Source organism: Pseudomonas palmensis (assembly GCF_049942755.1).
GTDB lineage: Bacteria > Pseudomonadota > Gammaproteobacteria > Pseudomonadales > Pseudomonadaceae > Aquipseudomonas > Aquipseudomonas palmensis.
The window spans coordinates 2,680,860-2,700,024 of sequence record NZ_CP187958.1 but is presented as its reverse complement, the minus strand read 5'-3'; the positions used below and the strand labels follow the sequence as shown (position 1 = coordinate 2,700,024).

The following is a 19,165-nucleotide window of genomic DNA, read 5'->3' as shown; positions in this document are numbered from 1 at the left end:
CACCCCTTCGCTGGCAAGCCAGCGAAGGGGTTCAGCCGATGCCCAGCTCATGCCTCACCAGCTTCACCAGCTTTTCCAGCTTCTCCTGGTCGAGCGGCTTGAGCAGAAAGTCGACCACGCTCAGGTGCATTGCCGCAATCGCGTCCTGCACCTTGGCATCGCCCGACACGATGATGATCGGCAACGCGGCCTGGTCCGACTCACGAATCTGCTCGATGAACTCGATGCCCCCCACCGGCTGCATGCGCAGGTCGGTAATCAGCAGCCCGATCCTGGGTTCGCGCTTGAGGTAGTCGAACGCCACCGTGGTGTTTTCTGCGGCAAGGCAACGAATGCCGTGGGCCTTCAAGTAACTCGCCAGCGCTTCGCGCGACCCTTTGTCGTCTTCGACGATCAGCACCTTGGGCAGCGCGGTCCCGCGCGCAGTCACGCTCGCCAGCGCCTTGCGCTCGGCTTCGCTCAGTATGTCGTCGGCTTCGGGCATGGCTGTTCCATCGTAAAAATATCCGTTGAATCAAGTTCAGACCGCAAACGCATGTGCCGCAACCCGCCTTTCGTCGGATAATTGACGCTCACCCGCTTTAGACAAACGTCCAATGGGCACTGCGCACCCCGCGGCCGACCATGCAGCACGATAAAAACAAATGCTCGGCCCTCGGCGCCGACGCACAGATGCGGTAAAGCTCATGAGCAAGATGGACGCCTTCGACCAGGCCGGCAAAACCGCAGTACTGCAGAATATTCACGGCACCATGCAGTTCCTGCAACGCTTTCCTCCCTTCAACCAGATGGAAAACGCCCACCTGGCGTACCTGGTGGAACAATGCCAGCTGCGCTTCTACGCCAGCGGTGAGAGCATCATCAAGCCTGCCGACGGACCCGTCGAGCACTTCTACATCGTCAAGCAGGGACGCGTGGTGGGCGAGCGCAACCATGCCGCCACCGGCACCGAGACCACCTTCGAGATCACCGGAGGCGAGTGCTTCCCGCTGGCCGCCCTGCTGGGCGAGCGTGCCACCCGTACCGAACACCTGGCCGCCGAAGACACCTTCTGCCTGCAACTGAACAAGGCGGCGTTCATCCGTCTGTTCGCACTCTCAGAAGTGTTTCGGGATTTTGCCCTGCGGGGTGTCAGCAGCCTGCTCGACCAGGTCAACCAGCAGGTCCAGCGCCGCGCGGTTGAAACCCTCGGCAACCAGTATTCGCTCAACACCCGCCTGGGCGAGCTGGCCATGCGTCATCCGGTTACCTGCGCGCCGGATACGCCCGTACGCGAGGCCGTACGCCTGATGCACGAGCAGCAGGTGGGCAGCATCGTGATCGTCGACGAGCAGCGCGCACCGGTCGGCATCTTCACCCTGCGCGACCTGCGCCAGGTGGTGGCCGATGCCAGTGCCGACTTCGCCGCGCCGATCGCCGCGCACATGACCGCCGCGCCTTTCTACCTCAGCCCCCAGGCCAGCGCCTTCGACGCCGCCATCGCGATGACCGAGCGCCATATCGCCCATGTGTGCCTGGTACAGGACCAGCGTCTGTGCGGGGTGGTCTCCGAGCGCGACCTGTTCTCGCTGCAGCGGGTCGACCTGGTACACCTGGCGCGCACCATCCGTCACGCCGCGCGGGTCGAGAACCTGGTGTCGCTGCGCGGCGAGATCGGCCAGCTGGTCGAGCGCATGCTCGCCCATGGCGCCTCGTCCACCCAGATCACCCACATCATCACCCTGCTCAACGACCACACCGTGTGCCGGGTGATCGAACTGGCGATCCAGGACAAGGACGACCCCGGCGTGCCGTTCAGCTGGCTGTGCTTCGGCAGCGAAGGCCGCCGCGAACAGACCCTGCACACCGACCAGGACAACGGCATCCTGTTCGAGGCACGCGACGCGGCCCAGGCTGCCGAAATTCGCGCCCGCCTGCTGCCGCTGGCGCAGCACATCAACCAGGGCCTGGCGCAGTGCGGCTTCACCCTGTGCAAGGGCAACATCATGGCCGGCAACCCCGAGCTGTGTCTGTCGAGGGCCGAGTGGGCACGGCGCTTTGCCGCGTTCATCCGCGAAGCCACCCCCGAGAACCTGCTGGCCTCGAGCATCTATTTCGACCTGCGCGTGGTGTGGGGCGACGAACAGGCGTGCGAACAACTGCGCCAGGGCATCCTCGACCAGGTCGCCGACAACCGCCTGTTCCAGCGCATGATGGCCGCCAACGCCCTGCGTCAGCGCCCGCCCGTGGGGCGCTTTCGCGAGTTCGTGCTGACCCGCAGCGGCAACGACAAGGCCGCCACCCTCGACCTCAAGGTGCAGGGCCTCACGCCCTTCGTCGACGGCGCGCGCCTGCTGGCGCTGGCCAATGGCGTGCACGCCAACAACACCCTGGAGCGCCTGCGCCAGCTGGTAGGCAAGGAAGTGATCGACCCGCTCGATGGCGGCGCCTATGAAGAGGCCTACCACTTCATCCAGCAGACCCGCATGCAGCAGCACCAGTTGCAGACCCGCCAGAACCTGCCCTACTCCAACCGCGTCGACCCCGACAGCCTCAACGACCTGGACCGGCGCATCCTGCGCGAATCGCTGCGCCAGGCCCAGCGTCTGCAAAGCAGCCTGGCCCTGCGCTACCAACTATGAGCGACCTGTCATGAGCCTGTTCGCCTGGCTGCGCCCCAGCCAACCCGCACTGGACGCCGCCCAGCAGCAGCGTCTGGCCCAACTGCCCGGCCCAGCCCCGCTGCAGGACCACACCCTGCGCGCCCAGCGCTGGGTGGTGCTGGACCTGGAAACCACCGGCCTGAACCTGAACCGCGACCAGGTGCTGTCGATTGGCGCGGTGGTGATCGAGGACGGCGCCATCGACTTCAGCCAGCAGTTCGAGCGCACCCTGCACCGGCATGACCACAAGCCGGGCCCCAGCGTGCTGATCCATGGCCTGGGGCCCAGTGCGATTGCCGCCGGCTGCGTGCCGGCCGATGCACTGCTCGACCTCATGGCGTTCATCGGCGACAGCCCGCTGCTGGCGTTCCACGCCGGCTTCGACCAGCGCATGCTCAGCCGAGCCCTGAAGGACAGCCTGGGCTACCGCCTGCAGCACCCGTTCATCGACGTGGCCGAGCTGGCCCCGCTGCTCAACCCCGACGTGGTGTTGCGCGACGCCGGGCTCGACGACTGGACCGCGCACTTCGGCCTGCAGGCCGGTGAACGCCACCACGCCAGCGCCGATGCACAGGTCACTGCCGAACTGGCACTGATCCTGTTCAGCCAGGCGCGACGCCAGCACATCGACAGCCCGCTGCTGCTGGAGCATCGCCTGCAAGGCTGGCGCCGGCGACGGCAACACAGCCACGGCTTCTGACCAGCCCCGGATACGTCATCCGATGAGCGTTAATTGCACAGTGCCAGCGGCTCTGACACAATCGCGAATAATTCTCGTTAGTTAACGCATCTATTCCGGGGAACACCTTGTCGTCAGTGCAAAGCCCACACGGTGAGCTGGTTGGTGCGCTGTACCGTGACCATCGCGGCTGGCTGCTGGGCTGGCTGCGGCGCAACGTCGCCTGTGCCGAGCGCGCCGAAGACCTGAGCCAGGACACCTTCGTGCGCCTGCTCGGGCGCGAGCAGCTGCCCGCACCACGCGAGCCGCGGGCGTTCCTGGCCGCGGTGGCGCGCGGCCTGCTGTTCGACCACTTTCGCCGGGCGGCACTGGAGCAGGCGTACCTCGCCGAACTGATGCTGATCCCCGAAGCCGAGCAGCCGTCACCGGAAGAACAGCACCTGATCCTCGAAGACCTCAAGGCCATCGACCGCCTGCTGGGCAAGCTGTCGAGCAAGGCGCGCGCCGCGTTCCTGTACAACCGCCTCGACGGCATGGGCCATGCCGAGATCGCCGAGCGCCTGGGCGTGTCGGTGTCGCGGGTGCGCCAGTACCTGGCCCAGGGCATGCGCCAGTGCTATGTGGCGCTGTACGGCGAGCCGACATGAACGGCTTCAGTAGCAGGCCGGTATCGGCCAAGGTGCTCGATGCCGCCATCGCCTGGCAGCTGTGCCTGGATGCGGGCAGCGCCGAGGAACGTGCCGATTTCGAGCGCTGGCACGCGGCAGACGAAGAACATGCGCGGGCCTGGATGCAGCTGGGCATGCTCAACCAGCGCTTCGCCGCGGCGGCCGGCCCGGCGCGCAAGGCCCTGGGCGAAACCCGGGCCGGCCTGCGCCAGCGCGTGCGCAAGCTGGGCAGCGGGCTGGCCAGCATCGTGCTGGTGGGCGGCCTGCTCGGCTGGCTGAGTACCCACCAGAGCCTGGACTACTGGCTGGCCGACCAGCGCACGGCCACCGGCGAGCAGCGCAGCCTGCGCCTGGAGGACGGCACCCTGCTCAGCCTCAACACCCATTCGGCGGTGGATGTTCGCTTCGATGGCCAGCAGCGCCTGATCGTGCTGCGCGAGGGCGAGATTTCCATCGAGACCGGGCACAAGGATGACCGTCCGTTCATCGTCGCCACGGCCGACGGGCGCCTGCGTGCACTGGGCACACGCTTCCTGGTGCGCCTGGAAGACCAGGGCACGCGCCTGAGCGTGTTGCAGTCGGCGGTGGCGGCCAAGCCGCAGGACAGCGGCGACGAGCAGATCGTGCGCGAAGGCCAGCAGGTGATGATGAGCCACGACCAGTTGGGCAGCATCGATCCGCTGGCCATGGGCGCCGACGCCTGGACCCACGGCATGCTGGTGGTCGACAACGTGCGCCTGGATGCGCTGGTGCAGGAGCTGGGGCGTTACCGCAGCGGCTACCTGGGGGTGTCGCCGGAGGTGGCCGGGTTGCGCATTACCGGCAGCTTCCCGCTGCACGACACCGACCTTGCGCTGCAGTCGCTGCTGCCGACCTTGCCGGTGCAGGTGCAAAAGCGCACGCCATGGTGGGTGACGATCGTGGCCAAGGGCGAGACCCCGTAAAACGCCTTCGCCTGCAACGCCCTCCTGCAGGAGCGGGCGTTGCCGGCGAAGGCCTCAACATTATTTTTTACCCACCCCCTGACACTTTTCCCTTTTCACTCGGCATGGAAGCTAGTTAGCACTATTGCGCCGAGGAACCGCTGCATGTCCCGTCCCCTTGAAAAGCTGTTGCGTCATTGCCTGCTGACCCTGGCCCTGACCAGCACCGCCGCCATCGCCGCCGAATCGAGCGCCGCGCGCAGCTACAGCCTGCCCGCCGGGCCGTTGTCGACCACCCTCAACCTGATCGCCAGCCAGGCCGGCATTGCCCTGACCCTGGACCCGAGCCTGGCCAGCGGACGCACCTCGGCGCCGGTCAGCGGCCAGTACGACGGCCTCGGCGCCCTGCAGGCCGCCCTGCGCGGCACCGGCCTGCAACTGCAGCAGAGCAGCGCCGGCACCTACAGCCTGATCGCCGCCCCCGAAGGCAGCCTGGCCCTGCCGGAAACCAGCATCAACGCCGCCGGCGACTACGAGAGCGCCTGGGGCCCGGCCACCGGCTACGTCGCCACCCGCACCGCCGCCGGCACCAAGACCGACACTCCGATCGTCGAGGCGCCACGCTCGATGTCGGTGATCACCCGCGAACAGCTCGACCAGCGCCAGGTGCTCAACCTCAACGACGCGCTGCGTTACACCGCGGGCGTGCAAAGCAGCGGCTATGGCTCGGACTCGCGCGCCGACTGGCTGCGCGTGCGCGGCTTCGACCCCACCCAGTTTCTCGACGGCCTGCCGCTGCCCAAGGGTTCGTTCGCCAACCCCAAGGTCGAACCCTGGAACCTGGAACGCATCACCGTACTGCGCGGCCCGGCCTCTTCGGTGTATGGCCAGACCCCGCCCGGCGGCATGCTCGACATGCTCAGCCGACGCCCGCAGGCCGAAAGCGCGCACCAGATCGAAGCCCAGGTCGGCAGCAACGAACACCGGCAGATCAACTTCGACAGCACCGGCAAGATCGACGACGCCGGCCAGTTTCTGTACCGCGTCAGCGGCGTGGTACGCGACAGCAACGCACCGGTCGACCATATTCCCGACAAGCGCTACAACCTCGCCCCCAGCCTGACCTGGAACGTCGACGACGACACCAGCCTGACCTTCATCTCGCAGTTCACCCGCGACGATACCGGCATCACCGGGCAGTTCCTGCCCTTGCAGGGCACCCGGCTGGCTTCACCTGCCGGGGCAAAGATTTCCCACCACAAGAACCTCGGTGAGCCGGGCTGGGACTTCTACGACCGCACCTACTACGCCCTGGGCTACGCCTTCGAGCACCGCCTCGACGACGTATGGCAGCTGCGCCAGAACCTGCGCTACACCAAGAGCGACCTGTCGTTTCGCGCGGTCAACGTGGCCACCTTCAATACCGTCGAACCCGACGGCACGGTCAACCGCGAGGCCGGCATCGTCAACGAAGACATCAGCCAGTTCGCTGTCGACAACAACCTGCAGGCCAACTTCAGCACCGGCGCGCTGGAGCACACCCTGCTGCTGGGCCTGGACCACCAGCGCTCCAACACCAACTACCAGTGGCTGTATGGCGGCTCGTACAACTACGACGCCAACGGCAACATCAGCGGCATCAACGTGCCGCCGATCAGCGTGATCCGGCCGGTGTATGGCGCAGACATGTCCAACGTGAACTATTTCGCGCTGCAGGACTACGGCCAGAAAACCCGCCAGACCGGCGTCTACGTGCAGGACCAGATCGTCCTGGACAACTGGCGCCTGACCCTGGGCGGGCGTGAGGACTGGATTCACACCGGCACCACCTTCCACAACAAGGGCGACGCCACCAGCACCCAGCGCGACAAGGCCTTCACCGGCAACGTGGGCCTGAGCTACGTGTTCGACAACGGCCTCACCCCGTACCTGTCCTACACCGAGTCGTTCCAGCCGACCACCGGCGCCAACGTGGATGCGGCGCAGTCGTTCAAGCCCACCGAAGGCCGCCAGTACGAAATGGGCGTCAAGTTCCAGCCGGTGGGCAGCAACACCCTGCTGACCGCAGCCGCCTACGACCTGCGCCAGAGCAACGTGAAGGTCACCGAAGGCAGCATCTCTCGCAGTGTCGGTGAATTGCAGGTGCGCGGCATCGAGCTGGAAGCCACCAGCGCCGTCACCGACAACCTCAAACTGGTCGGCTCCTACACCTACACCGATACCGAGATCCGCAAGGGCGTGCCTGGCGAAGTCGGCAACCGCATGGCGCTGATCCCGCGCAACCAGGCCACCCTGTGGGCCGACTACACCTGGCACGCCGGCCCGCTGGACGGCTTCGGCATGGGCGCCGGGGTTCGCTATGTCGGCGATACCTACGGCAACACCGCCAACACCGAGGTGGCGCATGTAGGCTCCTACACCGTGTACGACGCTGCCGTGCACTACGACCTGGGTCGCCTGGACAGCAGCATGAAGGGGCTGAGCGTGGCGGTGGAAGCCAAGAACCTGTTCAACAAGGACTACCTGGCCAACTGCGACGGGTTCTGGTGCTACTACGGCGACCAGCGCAACGTGGTCGCCAGCGTGAACTACACGTTCTAGGGCCAACGATGAAGAGCCAAACCATACGTCGCTGGTCGTGGGTGCATACCTGGAGCAGCCTGGTGTGCACGCTGTTTCTGCTGTTGCTGGCGCTGACCGGGCTGCCGCTGATCTTCCACCACGAGATCGACCACCTGCTGGGCGATGCGCCCGAGCTCAAGGTAATGCCGGCCGACACACCCAGACTCGACCTGCAGGCCCTGGTGCTCAAGGCCCAGGCCCATCGCCCGGGCGAGGTGATGCAGTACTTCGGCTGGGACGAGGACGACAGCAACGGCGTGATCGCGATCATGGCCGCCACCGCCGGTACCGAGCCCAACTCGTCGCACACCTTCATGCTCGACGGGCGTACTGGCGAGGTGGTGGAGATGCCCTCGGCCAACGGCGGCTTCATGCTGACCATGCTGCGCCTGCATGTGGACATGTTCGCCGGCTTGCCGGGCAAGCTGCTGCTGGCCTTCATGGGCCTGCTGTTCGTGGTGGCGATCATCTCCGGGGTGGTGCTGTACGCGCCATTCATGCGCAGGCTGAAGTTCGCCACGGTACGCCACGACAAATCGCGGCGCCTGCGCTGGCTCGACCTGCACAACCTGATCGGCATCGTGACCCTGACCTGGGCGCTGGTGGTGGGCGTGACCGGGGTGATCAGCGCGCTGTCCGACCTGGTCATCGCCGCCTGGCGCAACGACAGCCTCAGCGCGATGATCGCACCGTACCGCGATGCACCGCCGCTGACCGCACTGGCCCCGGCCAGCCGTCTGCTGGACATTGCCGCCGAGGCGGCGCCGGGCATGCAGCCGGACTTCATCGCCTTCCCCGGCACGCGCTTTTCCAGCGAGCACCACTATGCGGTGTTCATGAAGGGCAGCACCCACCTGACCGCTCACCTGCTGACCCCGGTACTGATCGATGCCAGCACCCTGCAGGTGACGGCGATTGGCGAGCGGCCGTGGTACATGGACGCGATGGGCCTGTCGCAGCCGCTGCACTTTGGCGACTACGGCGGCCGGCCGATGCAGATTCTATGGGCGCTGCTGGATGTGCTGACGATCATCGTGCTCGGCAGCGGCGTGTATTTGTGGTGGGTGCGCAGGCGACGTGATGAAGCGTGAATCGAGGTTCTGGAAGGTGTTCGGCATGCCGGGCCTGATTGCCCTGCTGGGCGCAGTGGGGCTGTTCGCGGCGCTGCTGGGGGATGGCCCGTGGGATGTGCTGGCGTGGGTGGGGCTGGCCCTGCCGGTGGGATACAGCCTGCGAGGTTTTTGGCCGGCCGCGCGATAGTCTTGGTCGGCAAGGCCGGCGCCTGCAAGGTTTCACGTCGTCTGCAGGAGCCGGCCTTGTCGGCAAAGGCGCAGGTCAGTCAGCCAGTTTCGGCAGGCACTCATCCAGCCGCTGGTGCAACGCACTGTCCGCCGGCCAGTTGCGCAACAACCGCGCCCGGTCACGGGCGAAGGCCTTGGCGAAACTGAGTTGGGTGGCGTGCTGGCACATCGCATCAAGGTCGATCAGCGACCATTGACCGTCCTGCCAGAACAGGTTGTGACCCTTCAGGTCGCCGTGGCTGATGCGTTCGCCCATCAGCTGCTGCAACAGGGTCTGCAGCGCTTGCAGCTGCTCCTCTGGCACCTCGGCGCTGTCGACGTAGGGCGCAAAGCTCTCGATCAGGTCCGGCCCGTCGGCATACTCGGTCACCAGGTACGCACGGCTGCGCAGCCCCAGCACGCGCTGCTCCAGCACCGCCAGCGGCCTGGGCGTGGCGATGCCGAGGAACTCCAGGCGATGCCCTTCGATCCACGAATGCCAGGCCCGGCTGGGGCGCCAGAAGCGCTTGAACCAGTGGGCGGTGTTCTTGATGTTGTAGCGCTTGAGCACCAGGCTGCGACCGCCCGCCTCGACCCGTGCCACGCTCGCCGCGCCGCCAGTCTTGTACAGGTGGCCCTGGTCGATTAGCGCGTCGGCCTGCTCCAGCACCGGCAGCATGGCCGCCACCTCCGATCGACGGATCGCGCGCAGGCCCGAGGCCCCGCGCTGCACGCTGAACAGCGTGCACTCGCGACCGGCCTTGTCCAGGTAGTCCTTCAGACGCCAGCTGCGCACCTTGTCGATCTGCTTCTGCAAGGCTTCCAGCGGCAGCGCATGCTCGCCGTTGACCAGCACGTAGTGCACCAGCAGTTCCTCGACGAAGGGCTCCAGGCGCTTGGGCAACTGCGCAAAGAATACCCCCAGGTTCTGCAGCACCTGCTGACGCGACAGCGGCTGGCCCGGGGTTTCGGCCTTCACCCCCGCGCCATCGATCAGGTACAGCTCCCCGCCATGGCGCAGCAGGTTGTCCAGGTGCAGGTCGGCCTGCCACAGGCCCTTGGCATGCATCTGCGCCACGGCGCGCAGGGCTTCGCCCAGCACTTCCTGCTGGGCATCGGCAAGCACCGGCAGGCCCTCGACCGCCGCCCAGGCATCCGCCAGGCTGTGGGCGTGCTCAAGAAATTCGAACAGCAGCCAGCCGCCCTCGCCTTCACGCAGGCCGTCGGCCAGCAGCAACGGCGTGGTCAGCCCCTGGCTGGCCAGCAGGCGCGCACCGTCCAGTTCGCGCTGGAAGTGGCGGGCGGCGCTGCTGCCCACCAGCAGCTTGGCCAGCACCGGCTTGCCACGCCAGATCCCGGCACCGACATACCGCTGCCCCGGCAGCACCCGCAGCAGGCTGAGCAGTTGCAGCTCGGCCGGCCCGGCGGCGTCGGCCAGGGCAATGCTCAATGGCAGTTGCGGGCTGCGCCCGGCGTCCTTGAGTTCAGACAAACGCATCAGCGGGCCTCTTTTTCACGACGGCGATGCAGCAGGCGCTGCAGCCAGGTATCCACCAGCGTACTGTCGGCCGGTTGCTCCAGGTAGGCGGCCAGCATCAGCCGTACATCGCTCTCGCTCCATGCGCCGGCACGACGCAGCAGCGGCTCCAGGTCCTTGAGGCGATCACGCTGGCCCAGCAGCAGCGGCCGGGTTTTCTCCAGATCGATCAACTGCGCCTGCCAGCCTTCGCTGCGCTCGCGCAAAAAGATGTGCTTGGGGTAGAAGCAACCATGCACCTGCCCCGCCGCGTGCACCGTGCGGGCCAGTTCGCCACAGGCGCGCAGGATGCCCTGGCGTTGCTCCAGGGCCAGTTGCGGCCACTGCCCGAGCAGGTGGTCAAGATCGCTCCAGTCATCCAGCGCACGGGTCATCAGGATCGCGCGGCGCTCGCCGTCGACCCGGCGCTCGGCGTAGAACACCGCCTGCAAGGCCGGGATCTGCAGCTTCTGGTAGCGCTTGATGTTGCGAAACTCGCGGGCGAAGGTCGGCTCGCCGAAGGGGCTGTGGAGGGTGCGCGTGAGGTAGTCGCTCTGGCGCTTGAGGTAGAACCCCTTGCCCTCCAGCTCCAGGCGGTACACGCGGCTCCAGCCGCCGCGCCCGGTGTTGGGCTCGTCCACGGCGTCCAGTTGCAGCGCCCACAGCGCCTCGAAGCTGTTCAGGCCGTGGCGTTCAAGCAGTGCAGCTTCGGCACTGGCCAGGAAATCACTCATTCGCGCCCCTCGAAAAACGTCACGACGTGCCGCACGCGGCGCTTGTCCGACGCGTTCAGGCGATCGCGACGGCGATATTGCAGGTAGAACCGCAGGCGCTGGGTGGCCGACAGGTGATACTTGGCCACCTTGTCCAGGCAGGCCAGGTCCTTGGTGATGCGATAGCGCAGCATGAAGCCGACCCAGAACGCACCGGTCGGGCAGTCGATGAAGAACAGCATGCCCTTGTCATCGACCAGCAGGTTGCGCCACTTGAGGTCGTTGTGGGTGAAGTGATGGTCGTGCATCACCCGCGTATGGCGGGCCAGCTGTCGGCTGACATGGTCGACCCAGCCGGCATCTGCCAGGCGCGGGTCGTTGCGCTTGGCCAGCGCCGAGAGGTCCTCGGTGCGCGGCAGCTCGCGGGTGATCATGGCGCCCCGGTGGAAGGCGAAGCCTCGCCGTTCCAGGCCGCAGGCCACCACCTCGGCGGTGGGGATGTCCCACTTGGCGAACTGCTTGAGGTTCTGCCACTCGGCCTTGATCCGCGGGCGCCCCAGGTAGCGGCGCAGGCCCTTGCCGGCGCCGGTGTAACGCTTGACGTAGTAGTTCACCCCGCCGCGCTCCACGCGAATCACTTCGCTGAGCGGGTCGTGGGTGAGGCGTTCGCCCTTGAGCGCGAACACCGCGTCGATGCTGCCGAAATCCTGTGCCAGGGCCGCGTAGGCCGGCTCCAGTGTCCAACCCGCCATCAGAGCGCGTCCCCATACCGTTGTTTACGCTCGTAGAGCTTGTTTGCCTTGCCCTCCAGCCAGCGCAGCAAGGTGGCGTGCTCGGCCAGAATCTGGCGCAGCGGCTGCTGGAAGTAGCCGCGCAGAAAGCGCAGCTTGTCGCGTCGGGTCAGGCCGATGTCCAGCGCCGAGAAGTACAGCGCGGCCAGGTCCTTGTCGCGCCAGCGTCGGGAAATGCTGGCGCGGGTCTGGGCCCGGTGCAGGTCGATCACCGACAGCCTGAAGTCGTCCGGGGTTACCGGGCGGTCGGTGTGCAGCAGAAAGTGGCAGATGTAGCAGTCGCGGTGGTTGACCCCGGCGCGGTGCATCATGCCGGTCATGCGCGCCACCTCGGCGATCAGCGCGCGCTTGAGACGCGGCGCCGGCGGCGTCCTGACCCAGTCGAGGCTGAAGTCCTCGAGGCTGACGGTGGGCGCCAGCTCTTCGGTGACGATGAACGAATGCTGGGTCGCCGGGTTGCTGCCGCGTTCGCCGTAGGCCACCGCGGTCATGGTCGGCACGCCGACTTCGTGCAGGCGCTGGATGGCCTGCCATTCCTGGCCGGCACCGAGCACCGGCAGCTTGGCGGTGAACAGGTTCTTGAAGATCTCGCCCCAGCCGATGCCGCGGTGGATCTTGACGAAATAACCGTTGCCCTCGACCTCGGTGCGCAGCGTGCGCCGGCCTTCCAGCTCGCGGTACACCTCGCCTTGCAGGGCCTCGACGGCGTCGAAGGCATCGCGCCCGGCCCACAGGCGCTTGAAGGGTTCAGCCAGTATCAGTTTCATGCGCGCTCCTGCGCCAGGATCACGTCGGCCGCATGCTGCGGCATGCTGTACAGGTCGGCGGTGTCGGCGAATGCCAGGCCGTTGCGGCCCCAGTCGGCACGCGCCGCATCGTCTTCGAGCATACGTTGCAGGTAGCGGTTGAGTTGCTCCTGCTCGAACGGCTCGTCGAGCACCAGGCCGGCATCGGCCTCAGCGATGTAGTGGGCATAGCCGCACACTGCCGAAACCAGTACCGGCAACCCAGCCACCACGGCTTCGAGCAGCACGGTGCCGGTGTTCTCGTTGTAGGCCGGGTGGATCAGTGCGTCGGCCCCGAGCAGAAAGCGCGGGATATCGCTGCGGCCCTTGAGGAACTGCACCTGCTCGGTCAGCCCCAGGGTCGCACTCTGCAGCTGGAACACCTTGGGGTCGTCCTGGCCGATGACCATCAGCCGGGTGCGCTTGCGCAGGCTGTTGGGCAAGGCGGCCAGCGCCTTGAGGCTGCGGTCCACGCCCTTGGTCTTGAAGCCCGAGCCGATCTGCACCAGCAGGCGCTCGTCGTCCGCCAGGTTGAACTCGCGGCGAAACTCGGCGCGGATCTCGGCGGCATTGGCCGGCGCCCGGCGGTCCTGGCTGATGCCCGGAGGCAGCAGGTGGAAGCGCTCGGCGGGGGTGTCGTAGTGCTTGACGAACAGCGGCTGCTGGACCTCGGAGATCATCAGGATCTGGGTCTTGGCGTCCTTGCCGAACACCGCACGCTCGTACTCGGCAAAGTGGCGGTAGCGGCCCCAGCGGCGGTACAGCGAATGGCGCAGGTTCTGCGCCTTGTCCTCGAAGCAGCCGTCGGCGGCGTAGTACACGTCCAGCCCCGGCATCTTGTTGAAGCCGATCAGGCGGTCGACCGGGCGCCTGGCCAGGTCGGCCTGCATCCAGTCGGTGAGCTTCTCGTTGCGCCGATGGTTGAACAGCGCCTTGACCGGCGCCACCAGCACTTCGAAGCCCTCGGGCACGTCGCCCTCCCAGATCAGGGTATACACCCGGATCTGGTGGCCACGGCGCTGGCACTCCAGGGCGATGCGCATGAAGTCACGCTGCAGGCCGCCGAAGGGGAAATACTTGTAGAGCACAAAGGCCAGTTGCATCAACGCACATCCTCTGCCCGCAGCAACGCGCTCAACTGGCTCGCCACACGCTCGGGGTTCAGGCGAGTGAAGCACAGCGGCCACTCGCGTTTGAGATCGAACCGGCGCCGGTCGTCGGCGCTCGGCTTGTAGGTGCACTTCTTCTGCAGGCACGGGGCGCAGGGGAAGTCACTGCCCAGGTGCACCTGGGCCTTGCCGTAGGCCCCGGTCAGGCCCGGGTTGGTAGGGCCGAACAGCGACAGGGTAGGCACATCGAGTGCCGCCGCCAGGTGCCCAAGGCCGGTGTCGACGGCCACGCAGGCCTTGGCGGCAGCCAGCACCCGGGCGACCCCGGCCAGGTTCAGCCTGGGCAGCACCTGGGCGTTCTTCAGGCCCTGGGCGATGCGCTCGGCGCGGGCCTTTTCGGCCGGGTTGCCCCATGGCAGGCAGATATGCAGGCCGGCACGCCCCAGGCGTTCGGCCAACTGGCGCCAGTACAGTTCGGGCCAGTGCTTGGTGTCCCAGGTGGTGCCATGCAGGAACACCACGTAGGGCTTGGTGGGTATCTCTTCCAGGCGCGAGCGATCCAGGCCGTAGTCACCCAGCCCCGAGGGCAGGTCGTAGCCCAGCGCCAGGGCGAACAGCTGGCGCACCCGCTCCACCGCATGCTGCCCGCGGGCCACCGACAGGCGCCGGTCGTAGAAGCGGCTGGCCAGCCCCTCGCGTGCCGAGTAGCGGTCCAGCCCGGCCACCGGCGCCTTGACGTAGCGGGTCAGCCAGGCGCTTTTCACCAGGCCCTGGGCGTCGATCACCAGGTCGTACTTGCGCTCGCGCAGGCGCTTCTTGAACTGGCGCCATTCGCCGTTCTTCAAGGTTTGCCAGAGGTTCTTGCGCCAGCGACGGATGGCCACCGGGATCACGTGATCGACCGCAGGGTGCCAGGTGGGGATTTCGGCGAAGCCTTCCTCGACCACCCAGTCGAAGCGGATGCCGGGAATGGCGTGCGCCGCGTCGGTCAGTGCCGGCAGCGCGTGGATGACATCCCCCAGCGAGGAGGTCTTGATCAGCAGTACCCGCAACTTAATCGACCTCGACCGTGACGTCGACCAGCGACGGACCGTTGAGCCGCTGCAACGCCGAGGCCACCGCCTCCGGTTCCAGCAGACGCAGGCAATTGTAGTGGCCGAAGCGGCAGGTGCGGTCGAAGCACGGGCTGCATTCCAGCCCCAGGCGCACCACCTCGACCTGGTCGGCCAACGGTGGGGTGAAGCCCGGCGAGGTCGACCCGTACACCGCCACCAGCGGGCGATTGAGCGCTGCAGCCACGTGCATCAGCCCCGAATCGTTGGACACCACCGCATCGCTGCACGACAGCAGGTCGATCGCCTCGGCGAGCGAGGTCTCGCCGCTGAGGTTCACCGACTCTTCACGCAGGCCCGGGATCAGCCACTCGCGGATCGATTCACCCACCGCATGGTCGTTTTTGGAGCCGAACAGCCACACCTGCCAGCCTTCGCGAATCTTGATTTCCGCGACCTTGGCGTAATGCTCCGAGGGCCAGCGCTTGGCCTCGCCGAACTCGGCGCCGGGGCACAGCGCCAGCACCGGGCGGTCCAGGCTCAGGCCGAACTTGGCCAGCGCCGCATCGCGGCTGGCGGTCTCGATCTGCAGGCTGGGGCGCGGGTAGGGTTTGGGCAGCTCGGCACCGGCGGGGTAGCCCAGGGCCATGAAGCGCTCGATCATCAGCGGGTAGCGCGCCTTGTCGAGGGTGCGCACATCGTTGAGCAGGCCGTAGCGCAGCTCGCCACGCCAGCCGGTGCGCTGCGCGATACCGGCAAAGAACGGCACCAGCGCGGACTTGAGCGAATTGGGCAGCAGGATCGCCTGGTCGTACTGACCGGCCAGCGACTTGCCGATGCGCCGGCGCGTGGCCAGTTCCAGCGCGCCGTGGCCGAGCGGGAAGCTCAAGGCCTGGCGCACTTCGGGCATGCGCTCGAGGATCGGGCGGCTCCATTCGGGTGCCAGCACATCGATCACGCACGCGGGGTGACGCTGCTTCAGCACATGGAACAGCGTCTGCGCCATTACCATGTCGCCCACCCAACTGGGCCCAATGATCAAAATTCTCATGCTTTATCCAGAAACGATCAGGGAGGCTACAGCCTGTTTTCCAACAGCCTGGCCTCCCCTCTTTATAATCAGGCGTGGTGCGACCAGTGTACGCCACTCAGTGTAGGACGTGGTCGCCGCCGCTTCATTGCGCCGTATCGCCTGGTGGCTGTTCAGCCCGCGTTCAGGTCAACCCCAGCTCGCCCCAGATGCGCCGTACCTGCCGGCGCTCGTCGACGAACTGCCCGGCGTCGATCACCCCGGCCTGCTTCTGCAAGGCCTGGCGGTGCGCGGCGGAGCGGAAGGCCTTGTACACTTCACGCAACAAAATTGCATCGCTGGCCGGCATCAGCCCGACCTCCTCCAGCCCTTCGAGAATGCGGATGTTGTCGGTGTAGCGCAGCAGTGCCGGGTGCGTGTGGGACCAGGCCAGGGCCGCGTATTGCACCATAAATTCAATATCGACGATACCACCGGCATCCTGCTTGATATCGAAGGCAACCCCGCTGTCGAAGGCGTTGGGCCCAAGCCCGGCCTGGGTCGCCCGGGTGCCGAGGTTGTCGCGCATCTTGGCGCGCATGTCGCTGACTTCGGCCCGCAGCTTGTCCAGGTCGCGGGCCTGTCCCAGCACCTGCGCCCGCACCCCCTCGAAGGCCGCCCCCACCTGCGGGCAGCCCACCAGCACCCGCGCACGCACCAGTGCCTGGTGTTCCCAGGTCCAGGCCTCGTTGCGCTGGTAGCGCTCGAAGGCGCCCAGCGAACTCACCAGCAAACCCGAAGCGCCGGACGGGCGCAGGCGCATGTCCACGTCATACAGCTGGCCGGAGTTGGTCTGGGTGGTCAGCAGGTGAATGATGCGCTGACCCAGGCGGGTGAAGAACTGCGCACTGTCGATGGGCTTGGCGCCATCGGTCTCGGCCTGGGGGTCACCGTCGTGGATGAACACCAGGTCCAGGTCCGAGCCGTGGCCCAGCTCGATGCCGCCGACCTTGCCATAGCCGACGATGATGAAGCCGGGGTCGCACAGGCTGCCATCGCTGCGCTTTGGCTGGCCATGACGCGCCACGGTCTGGCGCCAGGCCAGGGCCAGCACCTGGTTGAGAATGGCTTCGGCCAGCCAGGTCAGGTAGTCGCTGACCTTCATCAGCGGCAGGTTGCCGGCGATTTCCGAGGCGGCCACGCGCAGGCTGTGGGCCAGCTTGAAGTGACGCAGCGCTTCCATCTGCTGTTCAAGGTCATCCTCGGGGATGCGCGTGAGACGCTCGCGCAGCTCGGCGGCCAGCTCCGGTGCTTGGGGCGGGCTGAACAGGCGGCCTTCGTTGAGCAGTTCATCGAGCAGCAGCGGGAAGCGCGTGATCTGCTCGGCGATCCACGGGCTGGCGGCGCACAGGGTCAGCAGGCGGCGCAACGCACCGGGGTTTTCGGTCAGCAGCACCAGGTAGGCCGAGCGCCGCGCCACGGCCTCCACCAGCGGCAGCACGCGTTCGAGCACCAGGTCCGGGTCGGCGTGCTCCACCGCCTGCGCCAGCAGGCGCGGTATAAAGGCATCGAGGCGTTCGCGGCCCAGGCGCTGCATGGCACGCAACTGCGGGCTGGCGCGCAGGCTGGCCAGCTGCTTGAGCGCCCTGGCCGCATCGGCGAAGCCGGCGTCGGTCAACTGGCGGCAGGCGGCCTCTTCGTCCTGGGCTTCTTCCCACAGCGGCAGCCACTCGCCACCGACCACCACTTCGCCCTCTTCGCCTTCCTCTTCATCGGGGTCGGCGATCACCTGGCGGAAGTGCCAGTCGATGCGCCCGCGCCAGTGCATCAGTTGCGCGTGGAAGCTCGCCCAGTCGGCAAAACCGAGCATGAAGGCGATACGTGCGCGGTCCAGTTCGTCGTCGGGCAGCATCTGGGTCTGGCGGTCGGCGATGGCCTGGATGGCGTGTTCGGTATAACGCAGGAACTCATAGCCCTCGCGCAGCTCGCTCACCACCGCCGGCGGCAGGTAGCCCTGGCCTTCGAGTGTCGCCAGCACCTTGAGCAGCGGTCGCTGCTGCAGGCTCAGGTCGCGCCCGCCGTGGATCAGCTGGAACGCCTGGGCGATGAACTCCACCTCGCGGATGCCACCGGCGCCCAGCTTGATGTTCTCGGCCATGCCCTTGCGCCGCACCTCCTGCTGGATCAGCTGCTTCATGGTGCGCAGCGCCTCGATCGCCGAGAAGTCCAGGTAGCGCCGGTACACGAACGGGCGCAGCAGGTCCTGCAGCTGCGCGCCGGCCTGCTGGTCGCCGGCCACTACGCGGGCCTTGATCATGGCGTAGCGTTCCCAGTCGCGGCCCTGGTCCTGGTAGTACTGCTCCAGTGCATTGAAGCTGAGCACCAGCGCGCCGGACGAGCCGTAGGGGCGCAGGCGCATGTCGACGCGGAACACGAAGCCGTCGACGGTGATCGGGTCCAGCGCCTTGATCAGGCGCTGGCCCAGCCGGGTGAAGAACTCCTGGTTGTCCAGCGGGCGCTTCACGCCCACGGTTTCGCCGCCCTCGGGGTAGGCGAAGATCAGGTCGATGTCCGACGACAGGTTCAGTTCCACCGCCCCCAGCTTGCCCATGCCCAGCACCACCATCTGCTGGGGCAGGCCGCTGCGATTGCCGGTGGGGGTCCCGAACTGCGCGCACAGGCGCGGGTACAGCCATTGATACGCCTGGTCGATGGCGGCATCGGCCAGGTCGGACAGGTCGCGGCAGGTCTGCACCAGGTCGGCCTGGCGGGTCAGGTCGCGCCAGATGATGCGCACCTGCTGGCGGGTGCGCTGGCGGCGCAGGTTGCGCGCCAGTTCGTCTTCGCTGCCGGCGGCCTGCGCCGCACCGGCCACCTGGGCACACAACTCGCCGGCGGCGAAGGCGCGGTCGAGCTCGCCGCTGGCGGCCAGGGCCAGCAGCATCGCCGGGTCGCGCACGCTCTGTTCAAGCACGAAATCGCTGGCTGCCGCCACGCGGGCGAACTCGGCCCAGCGCTGCTCGTTCCAGTCGTCCAGGCTCAGCCCGTCGACGGCCGCGACGGCGTTGCGCAAAGAGGTGGCATTACGGCTGACCAGCGGTTGCAGGGCAGCGGGCAGTTCGGCCAGCAGGGGCAGGCTCATGGTCTATCCTTGATCGGCGTGAAAGGGTTGGTGGCACTTGGGCAAGGGAACTCGGCGTACGGTTCGACTGTCGTACAAAGGTCATAAATAGCTGAAAAACGTAATTCTTTGATAGAAATCATCGCAAACAACCGCATGCCGACCAGTTTTTAACCACCGGTATCGTTTTATCCCACAACCCGAACAGGGGCCACGAGCCTTATCCGTGTAGTTTTACTACTGCTTTTTTACTGT

Annotated in this window: 16 protein-coding genes; 7 read left to right on the top strand and 9 right to left on the bottom strand. The window is 66.8% G+C overall.

The genetic code is table 11. The features are described 5' to 3' along the window. Positions 1-31: 31 nt before the first annotated feature. Positions 32-484 (bottom strand): response regulator, encoded by a 453-nt coding sequence (locus ACPRTJ_RS12355; RefSeq protein WP_054915983.1) that lies wholly within the window; start codon positions 482-484, stop codon positions 32-34. A gap of 202 nt (positions 485-686) precedes the next feature. On the opposite strand from ACPRTJ_RS12355, the gene ACPRTJ_RS12350 reads away from it, so the two are divergent. From ACPRTJ_RS12350 to ACPRTJ_RS12320, 7 genes are all read left to right on the top strand, one after another. After that, entirely contained in the window at positions 687-2,621 is a 1,935-nt protein-coding gene (locus ACPRTJ_RS12350; RefSeq protein ID WP_426428953.1) for a DUF294 nucleotidyltransferase-like domain-containing protein, read from the top strand. Between the two features lie 10 nt (positions 2,622-2,631). Beyond that, positions 2,632-3,342, top strand: coding sequence for a 3'-5' exonuclease (locus ACPRTJ_RS12345; protein ID WP_043863669.1), 711 nt, complete (start codon positions 2,632-2,634; stop codon positions 3,340-3,342). 107 nt (positions 3,343-3,449) lie between these two features. Next, entirely contained in the window at positions 3,450-3,968 is a 519-nt protein-coding gene (locus tag ACPRTJ_RS12340) for an RNA polymerase sigma factor (RefSeq protein ID WP_043863668.1), read from the top strand. Continuing rightward, entirely contained in the window at positions 3,965-4,933 is a 969-nt protein-coding gene (locus tag ACPRTJ_RS12335; protein ID WP_100634792.1) for a FecR domain-containing protein, read from the top strand. The genes ACPRTJ_RS12340 and ACPRTJ_RS12335 overlap by 4 nt, the downstream gene beginning before the upstream one ends. 144 nt (positions 4,934-5,077) lie before the next feature. Then, positions 5,078-7,513: a TonB-dependent siderophore receptor gene (locus tag ACPRTJ_RS12330; protein WP_426428950.1), complete on the top strand. Its 2,436-nt coding sequence runs from the start codon at positions 5,078-5,080 to the stop codon at positions 7,511-7,513. A gap of 8 nt (positions 7,514-7,521) precedes the next feature. Beyond that, positions 7,522-8,625 (top strand): PepSY-associated TM helix domain-containing protein, encoded by a 1,104-nt coding sequence (locus tag ACPRTJ_RS12325; RefSeq protein ID WP_054915987.1) that lies wholly within the window; start codon positions 7,522-7,524, stop codon positions 8,623-8,625. Next, positions 8,615-8,794: a hypothetical protein gene (locus tag ACPRTJ_RS12320; protein WP_043863664.1), complete on the top strand. Its 180-nt coding sequence runs from the start codon at positions 8,615-8,617 to the stop codon at positions 8,792-8,794. Before ACPRTJ_RS12325 ends, ACPRTJ_RS12320 begins: the two co-directional genes overlap by 11 nt. Positions 8,795-8,869: 75 nt before the next feature. Here the strand turns inward: ACPRTJ_RS12320 and ACPRTJ_RS12315 are convergent, their stop codons facing one another. The 8 genes from ACPRTJ_RS12315 to glnE all read right to left on the bottom strand — a co-directional run bounded on the left by ACPRTJ_RS12315 (position 8,870) and on the right by glnE (position 18,931). After that, complete coding sequence (locus tag ACPRTJ_RS12315) at positions 8,870-10,312, bottom strand: lipopolysaccharide kinase InaA family protein (RefSeq protein ID WP_043863663.1); 1,443 nt, start codon at positions 10,310-10,312, stop codon at positions 8,870-8,872. After that, on the bottom strand, positions 10,312-11,064 hold the full coding sequence (locus ACPRTJ_RS12310; RefSeq protein ID WP_054915989.1) for a lipopolysaccharide kinase InaA family protein: 753 nt from the start codon (positions 11,062-11,064) through the stop codon (positions 10,312-10,314). Before ACPRTJ_RS12310 ends, ACPRTJ_RS12315 begins: the two co-directional genes overlap by 1 nt. Continuing rightward, entirely contained in the window at positions 11,061-11,795 is a 735-nt protein-coding gene (locus tag ACPRTJ_RS12305; RefSeq protein ID WP_043863661.1) for a lipopolysaccharide kinase InaA family protein, read from the bottom strand. Before ACPRTJ_RS12305 ends, ACPRTJ_RS12310 begins: the two co-directional genes overlap by 4 nt. Beyond that, the gene (gene rfaP / locus ACPRTJ_RS12300) at positions 11,795-12,601 is read right to left on the bottom strand and encodes a lipopolysaccharide core heptose(I) kinase RfaP (protein WP_058541815.1); all 807 of its coding nucleotides are present in this window, start codon (positions 12,599-12,601) and stop codon (positions 11,795-11,797) included. Before rfaP ends, ACPRTJ_RS12305 begins: the two co-directional genes overlap by 1 nt. After that, the gene (locus ACPRTJ_RS12295; RefSeq protein ID WP_088514278.1) at positions 12,598-13,722 is read right to left on the bottom strand and encodes a glycosyltransferase family 4 protein; all 1,125 of its coding nucleotides are present in this window, start codon (positions 13,720-13,722) and stop codon (positions 12,598-12,600) included. Before ACPRTJ_RS12295 ends, rfaP begins: the two co-directional genes overlap by 4 nt. Then, positions 13,722-14,780, bottom strand: a complete 1,059-nt coding sequence (gene waaC / locus ACPRTJ_RS12290; protein WP_054915991.1) for a lipopolysaccharide heptosyltransferase I — start codon at positions 14,778-14,780, stop codon at positions 13,722-13,724. Before waaC ends, ACPRTJ_RS12295 begins: the two co-directional genes overlap by 1 nt. Before the next feature lies 1 nt (position 14,781). Next, positions 14,782-15,831 (bottom strand): lipopolysaccharide heptosyltransferase II, encoded by a 1,050-nt coding sequence (gene waaF, locus ACPRTJ_RS12285; protein WP_043863657.1) that lies wholly within the window; start codon positions 15,829-15,831, stop codon positions 14,782-14,784. A gap of 163 nt (positions 15,832-15,994) precedes the next feature. Further along, complete coding sequence (glnE, locus tag ACPRTJ_RS12280; RefSeq protein WP_078480845.1) at positions 15,995-18,931, bottom strand: bifunctional [glutamate--ammonia ligase]-adenylyl-L-tyrosine phosphorylase/[glutamate--ammonia-ligase] adenylyltransferase; 2,937 nt, start codon at positions 18,929-18,931, stop codon at positions 15,995-15,997. Positions 18,932-19,165: the final 234 nt, after the last annotated feature.